At 68.7% G+C, this 14,629-nt stretch carries 17 protein-coding genes and 2 tRNA genes; 13 read left to right on the forward strand and 6 right to left on the reverse strand.

All coding sequences use genetic code 11. From position 1 onward, the window contains the following. The first annotated feature begins 18 nt into the window (after window positions 1-18). The 4 genes from mobA (at window position 19) to WS95_RS13370 (ending at window position 2,843) form a co-directional block, all read left to right on the forward strand. Window positions 19-639, forward strand: coding sequence for a molybdenum cofactor guanylyltransferase MobA (mobA, locus tag WS95_RS13355; RefSeq protein WP_059824220.1), 621 nt, complete (start codon window positions 19-21; stop codon window positions 637-639). A gap of 110 nt (window positions 640-749) precedes the next feature. Further along, window positions 750-2,048: a molybdopterin molybdotransferase MoeA gene (gene moeA, locus WS95_RS13360; protein WP_059824222.1), complete on the forward strand. Its 1,299-nt coding sequence runs from the start codon at window positions 750-752 to the stop codon at window positions 2,046-2,048. Window positions 2,049-2,085: 37 nt separating this feature from the next. Then, on the forward strand, window positions 2,086-2,361 hold the full coding sequence (locus WS95_RS13365; RefSeq protein ID WP_006476519.1) for a hypothetical protein: 276 nt from the start codon (window positions 2,086-2,088) through the stop codon (window positions 2,359-2,361). Continuing rightward, window positions 2,358-2,843, forward strand: coding sequence for a GNAT family N-acetyltransferase (locus WS95_RS13370; RefSeq protein WP_034206758.1), 486 nt, complete (start codon window positions 2,358-2,360; stop codon window positions 2,841-2,843). Before WS95_RS13365 ends, WS95_RS13370 begins: the two co-directional genes overlap by 4 nt. 39 nt (window positions 2,844-2,882) lie before the next feature. Here WS95_RS13370 and rmuC read toward each other — a convergent pair whose 3' ends face one another. From rmuC to pncB, 5 genes are all read right to left on the reverse strand, one after another. After that, window positions 2,883-4,361 (reverse strand): DNA recombination protein RmuC, encoded by a 1,479-nt coding sequence (gene rmuC / locus WS95_RS13375; protein WP_059824223.1) that lies wholly within the window; start codon window positions 4,359-4,361, stop codon window positions 2,883-2,885. Beyond that, a complete protein-coding gene (locus WS95_RS13380; RefSeq protein ID WP_059824600.1) occupies window positions 4,358-5,347 on the reverse strand; it encodes a 2-hydroxyacid dehydrogenase in 990 nt (329 codons plus the stop codon). Before WS95_RS13380 ends, rmuC begins: the two co-directional genes overlap by 4 nt. A gap of 79 nt (window positions 5,348-5,426) precedes the next feature. Further along, a complete protein-coding gene (locus WS95_RS13385) occupies window positions 5,427-6,857 on the reverse strand; it encodes a sodium:proton antiporter (protein WP_059779737.1) in 1,431 nt (476 codons plus the stop codon). 44 nt (window positions 6,858-6,901) lie between these two features. After that, the gene (locus tag WS95_RS13390) at window positions 6,902-7,564 is read right to left on the reverse strand and encodes a LutC/YkgG family protein (RefSeq protein WP_034206755.1); all 663 of its coding nucleotides are present in this window, start codon (window positions 7,562-7,564) and stop codon (window positions 6,902-6,904) included. Window positions 7,565-7,650: 86 nt separating this feature from the next. Further along, entirely contained in the window at window positions 7,651-8,850 is a 1,200-nt protein-coding gene (pncB, locus tag WS95_RS13395) for a nicotinate phosphoribosyltransferase (RefSeq protein ID WP_034206754.1), read from the reverse strand. A 290-nt stretch (window positions 8,851-9,140) separates the two neighbouring features. Between pncB and fdxA the strand changes: the two genes are divergently transcribed. The 8 genes from fdxA to WS95_RS13435 all read left to right on the forward strand — a co-directional run bounded on the left by fdxA (window position 9,141) and on the right by WS95_RS13435 (window position 13,603). Then, the gene (gene fdxA, locus WS95_RS13400; protein ID WP_009688972.1) at window positions 9,141-9,464 is read left to right on the forward strand and encodes a ferredoxin FdxA; all 324 of its coding nucleotides are present in this window, start codon (window positions 9,141-9,143) and stop codon (window positions 9,462-9,464) included. Window positions 9,465-9,568: 104 nt separating this feature from the next. Further along, window positions 9,569-9,644, forward strand: a tRNA-Asn gene (locus tag WS95_RS13405). A gap of 71 nt (window positions 9,645-9,715) precedes the next feature. Next, a tRNA-Asn gene (locus WS95_RS13410) sits at window positions 9,716-9,791 on the forward strand. 137 nt (window positions 9,792-9,928) lie between these two features. After that, a complete protein-coding gene (locus WS95_RS13415) occupies window positions 9,929-10,414 on the forward strand; it encodes a CreA family protein (protein ID WP_034206753.1) in 486 nt (161 codons plus the stop codon). Between the two features lie 61 nt (window positions 10,415-10,475). Beyond that, the gene (locus tag WS95_RS13420; protein WP_059824225.1) at window positions 10,476-11,435 is read left to right on the forward strand and encodes an AraC family transcriptional regulator; all 960 of its coding nucleotides are present in this window, start codon (window positions 10,476-10,478) and stop codon (window positions 11,433-11,435) included. A 126-nt stretch (window positions 11,436-11,561) separates the two neighbouring features. Beyond that, window positions 11,562-12,329: an AzlC family ABC transporter permease gene (locus WS95_RS13425; protein WP_059779730.1), complete on the forward strand. Its 768-nt coding sequence runs from the start codon at window positions 11,562-11,564 to the stop codon at window positions 12,327-12,329. Further along, window positions 12,326-12,664, forward strand: a complete 339-nt coding sequence (locus WS95_RS13430; RefSeq protein WP_059824226.1) for an AzlD domain-containing protein — start codon at window positions 12,326-12,328, stop codon at window positions 12,662-12,664. The genes WS95_RS13425 and WS95_RS13430 overlap by 4 nt, the downstream gene beginning before the upstream one ends. Before the next feature lie 162 nt (window positions 12,665-12,826). After that, complete coding sequence (locus WS95_RS13435) at window positions 12,827-13,603, forward strand: DUF4088 family protein (protein WP_059779728.1); 777 nt, start codon at window positions 12,827-12,829, stop codon at window positions 13,601-13,603. Window positions 13,604-13,730: 127 nt separating this feature from the next. On the opposite strand, the gene WS95_RS13440 is transcribed toward WS95_RS13435, so the two are convergent. Next, on the reverse strand, window positions 13,731-14,132 hold the full coding sequence (locus tag WS95_RS13440; RefSeq protein WP_059779725.1) for a hypothetical protein: 402 nt from the start codon (window positions 14,130-14,132) through the stop codon (window positions 13,731-13,733). A 266-nt stretch (window positions 14,133-14,398) separates the two neighbouring features. Between WS95_RS13440 and WS95_RS13445 the strand changes: the two genes are divergently transcribed. Continuing rightward, window positions 14,399-14,617: an RNA-binding S4 domain-containing protein gene (locus WS95_RS13445; protein ID WP_027783904.1), complete on the forward strand. Its 219-nt coding sequence runs from the start codon at window positions 14,399-14,401 to the stop codon at window positions 14,615-14,617. Window positions 14,618-14,629: the final 12 nt, after the last annotated feature.

Below are 14,629 nucleotides of genomic sequence, written 5' to 3' on the forward strand. Positions count from 1 at the left end.
TCTTTCCGCCTGCGCACGATGTCCGCTCCCGCGTCCGCCCCGTCGATCGCCGGCCTGCTGCTCGCAGGCGGGCGGGCCACCCGCATGGACGGCGTCGACAAGGGCCTGCAATTGCTCGACGGTACGCCGCTCGCGCTGCACGTGCTGCGCCGGCTGTCGCCGCAGGTCGACGAGACGCTGATCAGCGCGAATCGCCATGCCGATCGCTATGCCGAACTCGGTGCGCCGTTCGACGCGCGCATCGTCGCCGACGAAACCTCCGACTTCCCCGGGCCGCTCGCGGGCCTGCTTGCCGGCATGCGCGCGGCGCGCGCGCCGCTGCTCGCGTGCTCGCCATGCGATACGCCCTATCTGCCCGTCGACCTCGTCGCGCGGCTGCATGCAGCGCTCGACGCGCAGCAGGCCGACATCGCGATGGCGATTACCGTCGACGCGCGGCAGATGCGCTCGCCGCAACCGACGTTCGCGCTGCTGCGCACGTCGCTGGCCGACGACCTGGCCGCCCGGCTCGCGGCCGGCGACCGCAAGGTGCGTGCGTGGTACGCACGCCACAAGACGGTCGAAGTCGAGTTTCGCGACGAGCGTGCGTTTTACAATGCCAACTCCTGGCAGGAACTCGCCGCGCTGGCCCGCCGCTGACGGCCCGTGCCGTTCCCGCCCGGCGCCCGCCACACGCGAAACCCGCGCCCCGGCACCCTCCTCGCGCCACCGGCCACGAACCCGATACGCCTCGCGGCGCAGTCCGACTGATGATCACGCAATCCTCGCCCGCTTCCCGAACCGCACCCGGCCCCGATGCCCCGATGTCGCTCGCCGACGCGCAGGCGCTCGCGTGCCGCTTCGCGGCGCCGGTCGACGCGTACGACACGGTGACGCTGCGCGATGCGCTCGACCGCGTGCTCGCGGCCGACGTGAGCGCGCCGTTCGACATTCCCGCGTACGACAACTCGGCAATGGACGGCTATGCGTTCGACGGCAGCAGCGCAGCATTCGCGTCGGCGCAGAGCGAGGTCGCGATGACGGTCGCCGGCACCGCGTTCGCCGGCCATCCGTTCGACGGCGCCGTGGCGGCCCATGCATGTGTGCGCATCATGACCGGCGCGCCGATGCCGGCCGGATGCGACACGGTGATTCCGCAGGAACGCGTACGCGTCGATGGCGACACGATACGGTTCGCCGCACACGACGTCGCGCGCGGCGCGAACTGCCGCAAGGCCGGCGAAGATCTCGCGCGCGGCGCCTGCGCACTCGCCGCGGGCCGTATCCTGCGGCCATCGGATCTGGGCCTGCTCGCGTCGTTCGGGGTCACCGACGTCACGGTGCGCCGGCGCGTGCGCGTCGCCGTGTTCTCGACCGGCGACGAGCTGCGCGAGCCCGGCGAACCGCTCGGCCGCGGCGCACTGTACGACAGCAATCGCGGGATGCTGACCGCGATGCTCGCACGGCTGCACGTGGACACGATCGATCTCGGGATCGTCCGGGACGACCCGGCCGCGCTCGAAGCCGCATTGCGCGACGCCCTCGCCGCGCAGGCCGATGCGGTCATCACGTCGGGCGGCGTGTCGGTCGGCGAAGCCGACTTCACGCGCGACGTGATGGCGCGGCTCGGCGACGTGACGTTCGCGAGTCTCGCGCTGCGGCCCGGCCGGCCGCTCGCGTGCGGCACGCTCGCACGCCCGGGCGACAGCGCCGGCCACGCGCTGTTCTTCGGGCTGCCCGGCAATCCGGTCGCCTCCGCCGTGACGTTTTACGCGATCGTGCGCCCCGCACTGCTGACGCTGGCCGGTGCGCAGACGCCGCCGCCGGCGATGTACACGGCGCTCAGTACGCAGCCGTTGAAAACGCGTCCCGGCCGCACCGAATACCTGCGCGGCATCGCGACGCGCGCCGCCGACGGCCAATGGCACGTCGCGCCGGCCGGATCGCAAAGCGCCGCGTCGCTGAGCGGTCTCGCCGCCGCCAACTGTTTCATCGTCCTGGGCCACGATACCGCGGCAATCGACGCGGGCGCCCCGGTCGACATCCTGCCGCTCGACGGCCTGATCTGAATTCCAATCGGTATATCACTACGGGGGCAATCCGCACATGAAGAAACAAATCTCGTCGATCGCCGCGGGGCAGACCGCAAAGGCGCTGATCCTCGTCTACCTGACGTTCAGCGTGCCGATCGTGCTGCTCGGCATTCTCGTCGCGTATATCCGTTACGGGATGGTCGAGTTGAGCACGATCCTGAGCGCGCTGCTGCTGAACGCGATCCTCGGTTTCGTGCTGCTGTGGATCGCATGCCATGCGTACAACTGGGTCGCGTCGCGCTTCGGCGGCATCGAGATCGTGCTGTCCGATCCGCCGGAGGAAGCGTGAGCGGCACGCCGCTGATCCGCGCGGCCGACCCGCGCGACGTCGGCGCGATCCTCGCGCTGATGCGCGAGCTGGCCGAGTTCGAGAAGCTCACGCATCTGTTCGTCGCGACCGAAGCCGATCTCGCCGATGCGCTGTTCGGCGAGCACCCTGCCGCCGAGGCACGGGTGGCCGAGCAGGACGGCGCGATCGTCGCGTATGCGCTGTTCTTCCACAACTATTCGACGTTCCTCGGCCGCCGCGGGCTGTATCTCGAGGATCTGTACGTGCAGCCGTCGCAGCGCGGCACGGGCCTGGGCACCGCGATGCTGCGTCATCTCGCGGCACTCGCCGTCGAGCGTCGTTGCGCGCGCTTCGAATGGTCGGTCCTCGACTGGAACCAGCCGGCGATCGATTTCTACGAGAAGATGGGCGCGACCGTGCTGCCGGAGTGGCGCATCGTGCGCGTAACGGGCGACGCGCTGGACACGCTCGCCGCGCACTGAGCGCGAGCCGGCCGCGCCGGCGACCGCTGCCAACGCGCGTCACGCGTCGTCCGCATCGGCGCCTTCGGCCCCTTCCGCGCCGAGCAGACCGGCCGCCGCATCGCCCGGCAGCGCCTCGACCTGCTTCAGCTTGCGGCTCATCACACGCGTGCGCTGCTCGGCAGACTCGATCGAGCGCGTGACCGTTTCGAGCTGCGCCTTCGTGCGCGCGAGCACGTCGCCGAACTTGCCGAACTCCGTCTTGACCGCGCCGAGCACCTGCCACACCTCGCTCGAGCGCTGCTCGATCGCGAGCGTGCGGAACCCCATCTGCAGGCTGTTCAACAGCGCGGTGAGCGTGGTCGGCCCGGCGACCGTCACCCGATAGTCGCGCTGCAGCAGGTCGGTCAGCCCCGGGCGGCGCAGGATCTCCGCATACAGCCCCTCGGTCGGCAGGAACAGCAGCGCGAAATCGGTCGTGTGCGGCGGCGCGACGTACTTCTCGGCGATCGTGCGCGCTTCCATCCGCACCCGCGCCTCGAGCGCTCGCGCCGCCTCCTCGACCGCCACCGCATCGGCGCGCTCCTGCGCGTCGATCAACCGCTCGTAGTCTTCGCGCGGGAATTTCGCGTCGATCGGCAGCCACACCGGCGGCGCGTCGCGCGTGCCGGCAGCGCGGCCCGGCAGCCGGATCGCGAATTCGACGCGCTCGGTACTCTTCGGCACCGTCGCGACGTTCTTCGCGTACTGGTCGGGCGTCAGCATCTGTTCCAGCAGCGCCTCGAGCTGCACTTCGCCCCAGGTGCCGCGCGTCTTCACGTTGGTCAGCACCTTTTTCAGGTCGCCGACGCCGGCCGCGAGCGTCTGCATCTCGCCGAGCCCGCGATGCACCTGTTCGAGCCGGTCCGACACGAGCTTGAACGATTCGCCGAGCCGCTGCTCGAGCGTCGCGTGCAGCTTCTCGTCGACGGTGCGGCGCATCTCCTCGAGCTTCGCCGCGTTGTTCGTCTCGATTTCCTTCAGCCGCTGTTCGAGCGTCGCACGCACTTCGCCGATCCGACGATCGTTCGCCTCCGTCAGTTGCGTGAGCTGCCGGTTCAGCGTGTCGCCGAACAGCCGCAGCGCGCCCGTCTGTTCCTCGCGCGCCTGCTGGGCCTGGCGCTGCACGCTCTCGCGCATCGCGTCGAACTGCTGCGCATTGCCGGCGACGAGCTTGCCGAGCTGCTGCGCGAAACCGTCGATCTGGCTGTTCTGCACGGTCGCCACGCTCGTCAGTTGCGCGGCGAGCGTCTGCTGCAACTGGGCGAAGCTGCCGGCCAGCTCGGTACGCGACCCGCGCGCATTGTCGACGATCTCGCCGCGCAATTCGCGTTCGAGCCGCTCGACCGCGCGCGCCTGCGCATGCGCGGCATCCTCGATCCGGTCGCCGAGCACGGCCACGTCGTCGTGGCGGCCGCCGCCGCGCACGAGCGCGACGATCGCCACGGCGAGCGCGACGGCCAGCACGACGACCGCCGCCAGCAACAACATCATCGTCATGCGCGCGGCTTCCCGATCACGTCAGGGTTGATCGGATTCGGCGGCCGCCCCGCGCGCGGCCCCTCGCCGAGCGCGGCGATCAGGTTGTCGGCGGCGAGATTCGCCATCGCGCGGCGCGTCTTGTCGGTCGCGCTCGCGATATGCGGCGTCAGCACGACGTTCGGCACTTCGAGCAGCGCCGGATGCACGCTCGGCTCGCCTTCGTACACGTCGAGGCCGGCCGCGGCGATCGTCCCGTCCCGCAGCGCGGCGGCCAGCGCCGCATCGTCGACGATCCCGCCGCGCGCGATGTTGGTCAGCGTCGCCGTGGGTTTCATCTTCGCGAGCTCGGCCGCGCCGATCGTGTGATGGTTCTCCTTCGTGTACGGCAGCACGAGCACGACGTGATCGGCACGCGCGAGCAGCGCATCCTTCGACACGTATTCGGCCTCGAGCTCGGCTTCGATCTCGGGCGCGACCCGCGAACGGTTGTGATAAATCACCTGCATCCCGAAGCCGCGCGCGCGCCGCGCGAGCGCCTGGCCGATGCGGCCCATCCCGATGACGCCGAGCGTCGAGCCGTAGATGTCGGTGCCGAGGAAGCCGTCGTACGCCCACTTCCGCCAGTGACCGGCGCGCAGCCAGTGTTCGGATTCGGCGATCCGACGCGCGGCGGCCATCATCAGCGCCCAGCCGAAATCGGCGGTCGACTCGTTCAGCACGTCGGGCGTATTGGTACCGAGCACGTTCGCCGCGTTGAACGCGGCCATGTCGAAGTTGTTGTAGCCGACCGCCATGTTCGCCACGACGCGCAGGCGCGGCGCGGCCGCGAGCGTGGCCGCGCCGACCGGGTCGCCGGCCGTCAGCGCGCCGTCCTTGTCGGCCAGACGCGCGGCGAGCGCGTCGGGCGCGAGCGCGTCGCCGTCGTTCCAGTCGACTTCGAAATACTGCTTGAGCCGTTCGATCACGTCCGGAAAGATCGGACGCGCGACCAGGATCTTCTGCATCGCCATCTCCGCATGCCGCGGACGGGCCGCAGCGCCGTGCGCCGCCGGGACCGCCCGCTCGGGGTTGAAAATCGTCAGCTTACGCCGGGAAGAAAAGCCAGGACGTCAGCAGGAATACCGGTATCAGCACGACGAGCGCCCAGCCGAGGTACGCAAAGAAGCTCGGCATCTTCACGCCGCGCGATTCGGCGATCGCCTTCACCATGAAGTTCGGCGCATTGCCGATATAGCTGTTCGCGCCCATGAACACCGCGCCGGCGGAAATCGCGGCGAGCGTCGATGCGCCGGTCGTCATCAGCGTCTGCGCATCGCCGCCCGCGAGGTTGAAGAACACGAGATAGGTCGGCGCATTGTCGAGGAACGACGACAGAATGCCGGTCGCCCAGAAGTACATCGCATCGATCGGCTTGCCGTCGGGCCCCGTGACGAGATGGACGATCTGCGCGAACGCGCCGTCCGCCCCCGCGCGCAGGATCACGATCACCGGCGCGATCGTCACGAAGATGCCGGCGAACAGCTTCGCGACTTCCTCGATCGGCGCCCAGTTGAACGCGTTGCCCTCGCGCGCGGAACGCGGCGTCAGCGCGAGCGACGCGAGCGTCACCACCACGAGCGCGACGTCGCGCACGAGATTCTGCAGCGCGACGTGCGTGCCCCACACGTCGAACGAGACGCCCGGCTTCCACACGCCGCTCATCAGCACGAGCGCGATCACGGCCGCCAGCAGCACGAAGTTGATCTTGCCGTCGATCGACAGCGCCGCGCCGTCGGGCGTCGGATCGAGCGCGGCCGGCCGCTCCTCGCCGCCCTTCCGGTAGAAGTACGTATCGAGCGCGAAGAACAGCGTCAGCAGCACCGCGCAGATGAACAGCATCGGCAGCGCGAGATGCGTGGTCGTCCAGAAGAAGCTCACGCCGTTCAGGAAGCCGAGGAACAGCGGCGGATCGCCGAGCGGCGACAGCGAGCCGCCCGCGTTCGCGACGAGGAAGATGAAGAAGATCACGACGTGCACGACATGCTTGCGGTTGTCGTTCGCGCGCAGCAGCGGCCGGATCAGCAGCATCGCGGCGCCCGTCGTGCCCATCACGCTCGCGAGCAGCGTGCCGAGCGCGAGGATCGCGGTATTCAGTTTCGGCGACCCATGCAGATTGCCGTTCACGCAGATGCCGCCCGCGACCGTATAGAGCGCGGTGAGCAGCACGATGAACGGAATGTATTCCTCGAGCAGTGCATGCACGAGCGTGCCGAACGCGGTGCCGGCGCCGAACGCGACCGCGAACGGCGCGAGGAACACGATCGCCCAGCCGGCGGCGATCTTGCCGAAGTGGTGATGCCAGAACACGGGGGCGACGAGCGGAAACAGCGCGATGGACAGCAGGATCCCGGCGAACGGGATACCCCAGAGCGCCGACAGCGTGGAACCGTCGAGCGTGGCGGCCGATGCGAGCGCGGGAGCGGCGCCAAGCGCGATTCCCGACGCCATGCCCGCCCAGGCGGCATGTCGTTTCATGCGGAACTTCCTTGTTCGAAATAAGGGTGAAGGCAGCGGGCGCGTCATGCGCCCCGTACGACGATCGCGTGCACGCGGTACGGACCGTGTGCGCCCAGAATGATCGTTTGCTCGATGTCGCCGGTGCGCGACGGGCCCGACACGAAATTGACCGCGCGCGGCAGTTCGCCGCGCTCCGCGCGAATCAGCGCGAACGCGTCTTCATGACCGGCGACGATGCGCGACGCCGGCACGATCGCGATGTGGGTTTCCGGCAGCAGACCGGCCGATGCGTAAGTGTCGGGGCCGGACAGCAACACCAGCGACCCCGTTTCGGCGGTCGCGCAAAAGCAGCCGGTCAGGCCGACGAGATCGCCGTCGCGCGGCTTGCGGCACTCGACCGACAGGCCGGCGGCGGCCCAGTCGAGATCGGCCAGCGTGCGCCACGCGATGGCCTGCGCCGGCAGGCCGTGAGCGGCAAGATAGCGGGCGGCGGCGGCAGGCACGTCGGCCAGCGTCGCGACTTCGTCGACCGTGGTCGACAGGCGCTGCGCTTCGTCGACGAAAGCGGCGACGAGGTCGGCCGGCGCCGGCGGGCGCGGGCCTTGCGGATGACGGGCGAGGTAGTCGGCGACGCCGTCGCGCTCCGCTGCATCGGGTTCGGCCGCGCGCCCCTGCGCCGCGCGGATGCGCGCGAGGATCTGGCGACGGGCAGCGGAAGTGTCCATGAACGGTCCTCGTGACGTTGCGTGCAATACGTCGGATTATACCGGCCGCCCCTGCTGCGACACACCTTCGGCCGAACGGCCGGCGCCTACTTCGACGCGTCTTCCTCGACCGGCTGCGCGATGCCGAACACCTGGCGCAGGTACGCGAGATACGCCTTGTCGTCGCACATGCTCTTGCCCGGCGAATCCGACAGCTTCGCGACCGGCTGGCCGTTGCAGCGAACCATCTTGATCACGATCTGCAGCGGCACGTAACCGAGATCGTTGGTGAGGTTGGTGCCGACGCCGAACGCAAGCTTGCAGCGGCCGCGGAACCGTTCGTACAGCTGCATGACCTTCGGAATGTCGAGCGCGTCCGAGAACACGAGCACCTTGGTGCGCGGGTCGCACCGGTTCGCCTCGTAATGGCGCAGCATCCGCTCGCCCCAGTCGAACGGATCGCCCGAATCGTGGCGCGCGCCGTCGAACAGCTTGCAAAAGTACATGTCGAAGTCGTTCAGGAACGCGTCCATGCCGTAGACGTCCGACAGCGCGATCCCGAGGTCGCCGCGATACTCCTTCGCCCACATCTCGAAGCCGTAGATCTGCGAATCGCGCAACCGCGGGCCGAGCGCCTGGCACGCCTGCAGGTATTCGTGCGCCATCGTGCCGAGCGGCGTGATGCCGTGCTTCATCGCGTACAGCACGTTGCTCGTGCCCGCGAACTGCGGGCCGAGCCCGTCGCGCAGCGTGAGCGCGACTTCCTCGTGCCAGACCTTCGAGAAACGCCGGCGCGTGCCGTAGTCGGCGATCTTGCAGTCGGCGAATTCGGGCTTCGCGCCGAGCAGCTTGATCTTCTCGCGCAGCCGTTCGCGGCCTTCGCGATAGTCGGGCTCGCGCTGCGTGTTGCGGAAATAGACTTCGTTGACGATCGCGAGCACCGGGATCTCGAACAGAATCGTATGCAGCCACGGCCCTTCGATCACGATGTCGATCTCGCCGTTGCCCTTCGGCGAAGGCGTGATCGAGATGTACTTCTCGTTCAGGTGGAACAGCGCGAGGAAGTCGACGAAGTCGCTCTTGATGAAGCGCATCCGCCGCAGATAGTCGAGTTCGACGTCGGAAAAGCGCAGCGAGCACAGGCCGCGCACCTCGTCGCGAATCTCGTCGATGTACGGCACGAGATCGACGCCGGGCGTGCGGCACCGGAAACGGTATTCGACGTTGGCAGCGGGAAAGTGATGCAGGACGACCTGCATCATCGTGAACTTGTAGAGATCCGTGTCGAGCAGCGAAGTGATGATCATGATGACGGCAGCGCCAATATCGTGACCGGGCCCCGACGCACCGCGCGCCGCCCGGTCTGTCGGTCATGTTACCCGAATGCGTGCCGGACCATCGCGAAACCGCCCTCCGCCGTGCCGCATCACGCTCGTGCGCGGCGCGCGGTTGTGTCCGCGTTGCGCCGCCCATAAACTAATCACGAAACGATATAAGCCGGATAGCCGACCACGCGATGCGGGTTTTGCGCTTCAGTTACAATGCCGCTTTTGGCGCAAACGCCACCCCATATATACCGCCAAGCAGGAGCGTTTTAATGACTCACGTTGTGACCGAAGGCTGCATCAAGTGCAAATACACGGATTGCGTGGATGTGTGCCCGGTGGATTGCTTCCGTGAAGGTCCCAACTTTCTCGCCATCGATCCGGACGAGTGCATCGACTGCGCCGTGTGCGTCGCCGAATGCCCGACCAATGCGATCTATGCCGAAGAAGACGTTCCGGGCGACCAGCAGCAGTTCACCGCGTTGAACGCGGAGCTGGCGAAGAACTGGCCGTCGATCACGAAGACCAAGCCGGCGCCGGCCGACGCGGACGAGTGGAAGGACGTGCAGGACAAGCTGCACCTGCTCGAGCGCTGATCGCACGGCGGCGACTGCAAAAAATTTTATTCGCTGCGGCTCCAAAGTATTGACAGGTTAGCGAACACTCCATACAATCTCGTTTCTCTGCTGTTGTTGTTTGTTCCCCGATAGCTCAGTCGGTAGAGCGCCGGACTGTTAATCCGTAGGTCCCTGGTTCGAGCCCAGGTCGGGGAGCCAAAAACGCAAAGGCCCGTTGAAAGTGGACGGGTTTTTTGTTGAACGAGCAACACGCAGATGTACCGATTTATTCCCCGATAGCTCAGTCGGTAGAGCGCCGGACTGTTAATCCGTAGGTCCCTGGTTCGAGCCCAGGTCGGGGAGCCAAATAGCGAAAGGCCCGTCATTCGACGGGCCTTTTGTTTTTTCGGCCGCCGTTCCGCCCTTCTGCTTTTCGTGGCCTTTCGTGGCCCGGTCACGCGCATGCTAGAGTCTCTGTCCCGCATTCGCATCCGGTTCCGTCGATGAAGCATCGCCTCCTGCGCTCCGCCCCCGTCGCCCTCCTGCTCTCCGCATTCGCTGCAGCGCCGTTCGCGCAGGCGGAGGAAGTCGGCAGCGTCAATACCCATTTCCGCGTCACGGGCTCCGATCGCGTGGTCGTCGAGGCCTATGACGATCCGGTCGTGAACGGCGTGACCTGCTACGTGTCGCGCGCCCGCACCGGCGGGATCAAGGGCACGCTCGGCGTGGCCGAGGATCCGAGCGAGGCATCGATCGCGTGCCGGCAGGTCGGCCCGATCAGCTTCAAGGAACCGCTCAAGCAGCAGACCGACGTGTTCAGCGAACGCATGTCGTTCATCTTCAAGACGCTGCACGTCGTGCGCGTGGTCGACAAGAAACGCAACACGATCGTTTACCTGACCTACAGCGACCGCATCGTCAGCGGCAGCCCGAAGAACGCCGTCACCGCGGTGCCGATGCCGGCCGGCACGACGATTCCGGTCAAGTAAGCCCGCGCCGGCCGGGCGCGCGGGCGATACACTGTCGGTTCGACCGCTCCCGCGCCCGATCATGTCCGCCACCCGCCTTCCCGATTCCGCACGCTACTGGCGCACGCCGCTCGTGCCGGACGCGGATCTCCTCACGGCCACCTATCGCGATCACGCGTTCGCGCCTCACTGGCACGACGCGTACACGATCCCCGTGATTCTCGAAGGCGCGGAACGCTTCACCTATCGCGGCACCGGCCATGTCGCCGAAACGGGCACCGTGCCCGTGATCAATCCCGGCGAAGTCCATACGGGGTCGCGTGCCACCGACGAGGGCTGGTGCTATCGCGTCAGCTACATGCCAGTCGAATTCATCCGCGACCTCGCCGGTTCGATCGCGGGCCGCCCGCAGGATGCGCCGTGGTTTGCGCCCGACGTGATCCGCGACGCCGATCTCGCGGCCCGGCTCACGCTCGCGCACCGGATGCTGGAAGCCGGCAGCGAGCGCGCGCTGTCGTCGCATGCGTCCGGGCAGCCGGCCGACGCTCCGGCGGCCGACGCTCCGGCGGCCGACGCTCCGGCGGCCGGCGATCCGGTGGCCGGCGGTCCCGCCACCGGCGCGCCGCGCGTCTACGATCCGCTCGCCGCCGAAACCGCGATGCTCGACGCGCTGTCGACGCTGATCGCACGCCACGCCGACGTGCGGCCGCAGCCGGCGCCGCTCGCGGCCGACGAACCGCGCGTCGACGCGATGCGCGAGCGGCTCGCCGCCGATCTGACGGGCGCGGTGACGCTCGACGATGTCGCGCAGGCGGCCGGCCTGTCGCCGTTTCACGCGGCGCGCCTGTTCACCCGTACGGTCGGCATGCCGCCGCATGCATGGCGCAACCAGTTGCGGCTGCAGCGTGCGCTGGCGCCGCTGCGCGCGGGCATCCCCGTCGCCGATGTCGCGGCGGCCAGCGGCTTCGTCGACCAGAGCCACTTCACGCGGCATTTCAAACGGATGTTCGGCGTGCCGCCCGGGCGCTGGCAGGCAAGCTGACGCGCGGCTTCCCGCAGTCGTCGGCCGCGCCCGCGCCCCGCGCCGGCCGACACGCGAACCGGCGCCGCTGCGGCGGGCGCAAGAACATACAAGCCGGCTCGCCACCGGCCCGCTATCCTCCCCCTCATGGAGGAGCGCTTCTTGAACGAGACACCCGCATCGCCCCCGCGCCGCCCGCTCAACGAATGGCTCGACGGCGCACGCGACACGATTCCGATGATGATCGGCGCAGCACCGTTCGGCGTGATTTTCGGCACGCTCGTCGGCGGCGGCCCGCTCGCCGCCTGGCACGGCGCGCTGATGTCGCTCGCGGTGTTCGCGGGCTCCGCGCAGTTCATCGCGCTCGGCCTGATCGCCGGCAGCGCGAGTTTCGCCGTCGTGCTCGCCACGACGCTGATCGTGAACCTGCGCCACCTGCTGTACAGCGCGACGCTCGCGCCCTATGTCGCCCACCTGCCGCTGCGCTGGCGCGCGACGCTCGGCGCGTTGATGACCGACGAGGTATTCGCGGTCGCCTACGGACACTACCGGCACTACCCGCCCGGTACGATCGGCCCCCACTACTTTTTCGGCTCCGGGCTCGCGATGTACCTGAACTGGCAGGTCTGGACGCTCGCGGGCATCGGCTTCGGCACGGCATTCCCGGGCCTGCAGTCGCTCGGCCTCGATTTCGCGATGGCGGCGACCTTCATCGCGATCGTCGTCCCGCAGCTCGGCACGCTGCGCTACTTCTCGGCGGCCGCCACGGCCGGCACGCTCGCGTACTTCTGGCAGGGCTGGCCGTACAAGCTCGGGCTGCTCGGCGCGGTCGCCGCCGGCGTCGCAGTCGGCGTCGCGCTCACGCTGCTGCACGATCGCACGCGCGCCGGCTCCCGCCCGGAGGCGGCATCGTGAGTTACGCGCTGCTGATCCTCGGGATGGCCGTCATCACGTATGCGATCCGCTCGACGCTGTTCCTGTTCGGCGAGCGGCTGACGTTCCCGCCGCTCGTGCGGACCGCGCTCGGCTTCGTGCCGGTCACCGTGCTGACCGCGATCATCGTCCCGATGACCGTCTCGCCGCACGGCGGCACGGCCGAGCTGACCTGGCGAAACCCACAGCTCGTCGGCGCGCTCGCGGCCGTGCTCGTATCGGCCGCGACCCGCCGCCCGCTCGTGACGATCGCCGCCGGGCTCGCGGTGTTCTTCCTGTGGCAAGGGGTCGTACTGCCGCACTGGCCGCCCGCCTGAGCGCGGGCTGCGTCGCGCGCGCTCAAGTTTCCGCCCGGTGCGCCGATATAGGAGAGGAAGACCCGCCACCGGCCCCGGCGCGCATCGGTCGATCGACGCCGTGCCCCGTTCCCGGTGCGCCGCGCCGGCGCCGGCTTGCGCGGGCCGCCATCGAGACGATTCATGGGCCAGATCACCCTTTCCCTCAAGGACGACACGCTCGAGTCCCTGCGCAAGGACTACGATGCGTTCGTCCGCGTGTCGCTGAAGCTCGACCCGCAATTCGCGACGCCGTCGTTCGAGGATTTCCTGCGCGCCAAGCTGCTCGACAACATGGTGCCGCTGACCGAGCACGCCGTGCAGCGGATGCTGCAGGGCGGCCAGTACGCGTGGGCCAAGCGCACGCTCGACAAGGAATTTCCGGACGTCGTCGCGATCCTGATGCGGCAGGCCGGCGAATTCGGCTTCGGCTTCGCGTCGCGCTCCGAATGGACCCCCGACGAACTCGCGAAGGCATGTCGCGACTGGGCGAAGGCGATCGTGGCCGAAGCGCAGGGCGACGCGTCGCTGATCGACCCGCTCGCGTCGCAGATCAAGAGCGCGGCGCAGGACATCCAGACGCTCGAGGAACTGATGCAGACGCCTGCGTGGCGGCTCGCGGAATCGCTGCGGCAACGGATCTACGAGGCCAAGCTCGCGTGCGAGATGAGCGTCGGCAGCACCGCGCGCGACAAGCTCGGCGAACTGCGCGGGCTGCTGCGGCTCGGGCTCGCGCACGGCTCGTTCCAGAAGCAGGAAGCGCAGCAGATCATGGAATACCTGCGGCTGCTGAAGCCGGAGATCTTCGTCGAGGAACCGTACGACGTCTTCGCGCGCCTGGCCGCCTGGCTTCGCAGCGTGTTCACGCCGGCCGTCGCACGGCCGGCCCAGGGACAGGGGCAAGGCCAGCGCCGGCCCTGACCGCGCTCGTCCCGCGCAACGCACCGCCCCACGAAAACGGCCCGGTCGCGCGAAGCGAACCGGGCCGCCTGACGATTGCCGTCGCGACGCGCCTTCCAGGCGCGCGTCGCGACGGCGTCGGACACGCTTACTGCGTGGCGCCCTGCGCCGATGCACCGCCCTGCGCGCCGACCGATGCGCCGCCTTCGGTCGCCTCGTCGGCCTTCGCCTTGGCCGAGCCCGCATGGCCCTTGGCCGACTTCGCCGCATGCTTCGTATGCTTCTTGGCCGAATGAACGGCCGACGACGTCGTATCCTTCGCGCCATCGGCCGCCGCGCCGACCGCATCGGTCGCACCGCCCGTCGCATTGCCCGACGCGTTCGCGCCGGCGCCGCCCTGCGCGCCCGCACCGACACCTGCCGCCGGCGTCTGCGCCTGCACGCCGGCACCGGCTGCGCCTTGCGCCGTCGTGCCCGTCTGGGCGAATGCGGCCGAAGTGGCGAACGCCGTCAGCGCGGCACCGATCAGCATCGTACGAATCTTGGACATGGCAATTCTCCTCAAGAAGTTGTGCGTCCGGACCGCAGCGATGCGGTTCGTCGCGTCCCCGCCGCAACACGCAGCAGGTACGACAGAAGACCGGCCGCCCGCACGGCCGGTTCGCGAATCTCTCAGACTGTTACCCACCGTTTCATTTGCTGACGAATCGCTCACAGTCCTTTACATCCGCCGGCGGCCGCCCGCGCTCGCGTGCGGGCGCGCGGTGCCGTATGATGCGGAGCGTTTCCTCCCGCGCGTCGCGCCCCTTCCTCGTCATGCCCAATCTGGATTTCACGCTGACCGGCGAATACGTCGAGCTGCACAACCTTCTCAAGATCACCGGTCTCGCGGACAGCGGCGGCACCGCGAAGCTGATCGTCGCGTCCGGCGCCGTGAAAGTGGACGGCGCGATCGAGCTTCGCAAGACCTGCAAGATCCGCGCGGGCCAGGTCGTGCTGCTCGGCGACACGCGCATCGCGGTACGCGAGGCCTAGCGCTCGCGGGGG

The sequence above is a fragment of the Burkholderia sp. MSMB1826 genome (assembly GCF_001526325.1).
In the GTDB taxonomy this organism is placed as follows: Bacteria; Pseudomonadota; Gammaproteobacteria; order Burkholderiales; family Burkholderiaceae; genus Burkholderia.